This window comes from Brochothrix sp., from assembly GCF_017549435.1.
GTDB lineage: Bacteria > Bacillota > Bacilli > Lactobacillales > Listeriaceae > Brochothrix > Brochothrix thermosphacta.
The window spans coordinates 1-2759 of sequence record NZ_JAFYUW010000028.1 but is presented as its reverse complement, the minus strand read 5'-3'; the positions used below and the strand labels follow the sequence as shown (position 1 = coordinate 2759).

Below are 2759 nucleotides of genomic sequence, written 5' to 3'. Positions count from 1 at the left end.
TTGCGTTTGCATCAGGTGGCGTGCCATCAAATGATGCACGTATGGGAGATGTTCAATCAGGTTCTGCTGCAGCAACTGCAGGCATCAAAGAAAATGATTTAATCAAGGAAATTGATGGTGAAAAAATTGCAACCTGGACAGATATGACAACAATTGTTCGTGCAAATCCCGATAAAAAACTTAATTTTGCAATTGAACGTAATGGCGAAATCGAAAAAATAGTTGTTACACCAAAAAAAGTAACACAAGGTGAAGAAAAAGTTGGCCAAATCGGTGTTATGGCACCTAAGGATAGTTCTATTGGAGTAAAATTATCTTACGGTGTGGATCAAACTGTTTTCTGGTTTAAACAAATTTTTGTATCTTTAGGTAATTTAATTACTGGAGGATTTTCATTGGATAAACTAGGCGGACCTGTTTATATTTACCAAAGTACAGCAGCAGTTGTAAATAACGGCGCAATTATGTTATTACAATGGGGTGCGGTATTAAGTATCAATCTAGGAATTATTAACCTTCTTCCAATACCAGCATTAGATGGGGGACGTTTGCTCTTCTTAATTGTCGAGGCTATTCGTCGTAAACCATTAGATTCTAAAAAAGAAGGTATGGTGACCGTTATCGGTTTTGCTCTATTAATGTTATTGATGGTCTTAGTGACCTGGAATGACATTACCCGTTTCTTTTTCAAATAAAAAACTTAAGGAGAATCACATATGAAACAATCTAAAATTTTCATCCCAACACTAAAAGAAGTGCCAAGTGATGCTGAAATTAAAAGTCATCAATTCCTAATCCGTGCGGGTTATGTGCGTCAAAGCGCACGAGGTATTTATTCATATTTACCATTGGCTCAAACAGTTAAAAATAAAATCGAAGCGATTGTACGCGAAGAATTAGCAGAAATTGGTGCAACTGAGATTTTAATGCCAGTATTACAACCAGCAGAAATTTGGAAAGAGTCAGGCCGTTGGGATAAATACGGTGCTGATTTAATGACAATGAAAGACCGTCATAATCGTGATTTTGCCTTAGGACCTACACATGAAGAGATGGTAACTGATTTATTACGTGATGATATTAACTCGTATAAAAAATTACCATTAACTGTTTTCCAAATCCAAACTAAATTCCGTGATGAACGTCGCCCACGCTTCGGTTTATTACGCGGCCGTGAATTTTTAATGAAAGATGCTTATTCTTTCCATGCTGAGACAGAATCATTAGATACAACTTTTGATGATATGGCAACAGCTTATGGTCGTATTTTGGACCGTTGTGGCTTAGAATGGCGTTCTGTAATTGCTGATTCAGGTGCAATTGGTGGTACTGGTTCACGTGAATTCCAAGTTATTGCTGATGTTGGTGAAGATACTATAGTTTATGATAAAAACAGTGATTATGCTGCTAACGTTGAAATGGCAGAAGTTTACTACAAAGCTAACCCTTCAACTGAAGAAAAATTAGCGAAAGAAAAAGTAGCCACACCGGGAATGACTTCAATTGTTGATCTTGTGGAAGGTTTATCTATTCCAATTGAAAAAACAATCAAATCATTACTCGTACAAGCAGACGAAGAAATCGTTATGGTGTTATTACGTGGCGACCATGAGTTCAACGATGTGAAATTGAAAAACTTATTGGATCTTACTGTTATTGAAATGGCATCTGAAACAGCTGCATTAGAAGTAATGGGCGCTGAATACGGTTCACTAGGGCCTGTAAATGTACCAGCTGATATGAAAATTTATGCAGATTCTGCCGTTCAAGATATCGTTAATGCTTCAGTAGGAGCTAATGAAACAGGTTACCACTTTATTAATGTCAATCATGGCACTGATTTTAATGTTGAAACATTTGCTGATTTACGAATGGTACAAGAAGGTGACCTTACTCCAGATGGCGTTGGCACACTAAGTTTCGCTAAAGGAATTGAAGTTGGACATATCTTTAAATTAGGATCACTTTATTCAGAAGCAATGAAAGCAACCTACCTTGATGAAAATGGACGTCAACAACCATTTATCATGGGCTGTTATGGTTTAGGAATTTCACGTCTATTAGCAGCAATCATTGAGCAAACTGCCGATGATAAAGGACTCGTTTGGAACAAATTGTTAGCACCCTACCATGTGCATTTAATCCCAATTAAACCTGCAGACGAGGACCAAGCAGCTTTAACAACTGAAATTGAAAAATTATTAGCTGAAAACAACCTGACATCATTAATTGACGATCGTAAAGAACGCCCAGGCGTTAAATTTGCTGATAGTGAATTAATAGGATTACCAGTACGTATTACAGTAGGTAAACGTGCAGCAGAAGGTATCGTTGAAGTTAAAGTACGTGCAACAGGCGAAAATTTTGAAGTTGAAATAGCTGATTTATTAGCTAAAATCAATGAGATATTAAACTAATCACACGATTACCTATATTATGAAAGTAAAGAGTGTCTGAGAGCGTATCTCAGACACTCTTTTTACTACTATCGTAGCGAATTCATTCGCTTTACGAGAGTAGTATGGGTGCTGACATTGTTGCGAAGACATGAGCTTACAAAGACAGTATGGGACGGAGCGACAGTGAGTACCACTCCTTCAAGCAGTTGAGTACGAATCCTTTGATACTGTCGTAGCGAAATCATTCACTTTACGAGAGTAGTATGGGTGCTGACATTGTAGCGAATTTATTCGCTTTACGAAACAGTTTGGGACGGAGCGACAGTGAGTACCAAACCTTCAAGAAAGCGAGTACCACTC

The 2759-nt window shown here is 37.6% G+C and carries 2 protein-coding genes; both read left to right on the top strand.

Going from position 1 to position 2759, the window contains the following annotated elements:
* The coding region (gene rseP, locus IKV95_RS01725) for an RIP metalloprotease RseP (protein ID WP_287451347.1) at window positions 1-695 on the top strand (695 nt) is incomplete at its 5' end.
* A gap of 21 nt (window positions 696-716) precedes the next feature.
* Window positions 717-2417, top strand: a complete 1701-nt coding sequence (locus tag IKV95_RS01720) for a proline--tRNA ligase (protein ID WP_287451346.1) — start codon at window positions 717-719, stop codon at window positions 2415-2417.
* The last annotated feature ends 342 nt before the right edge of the window (window positions 2418-2759 follow it).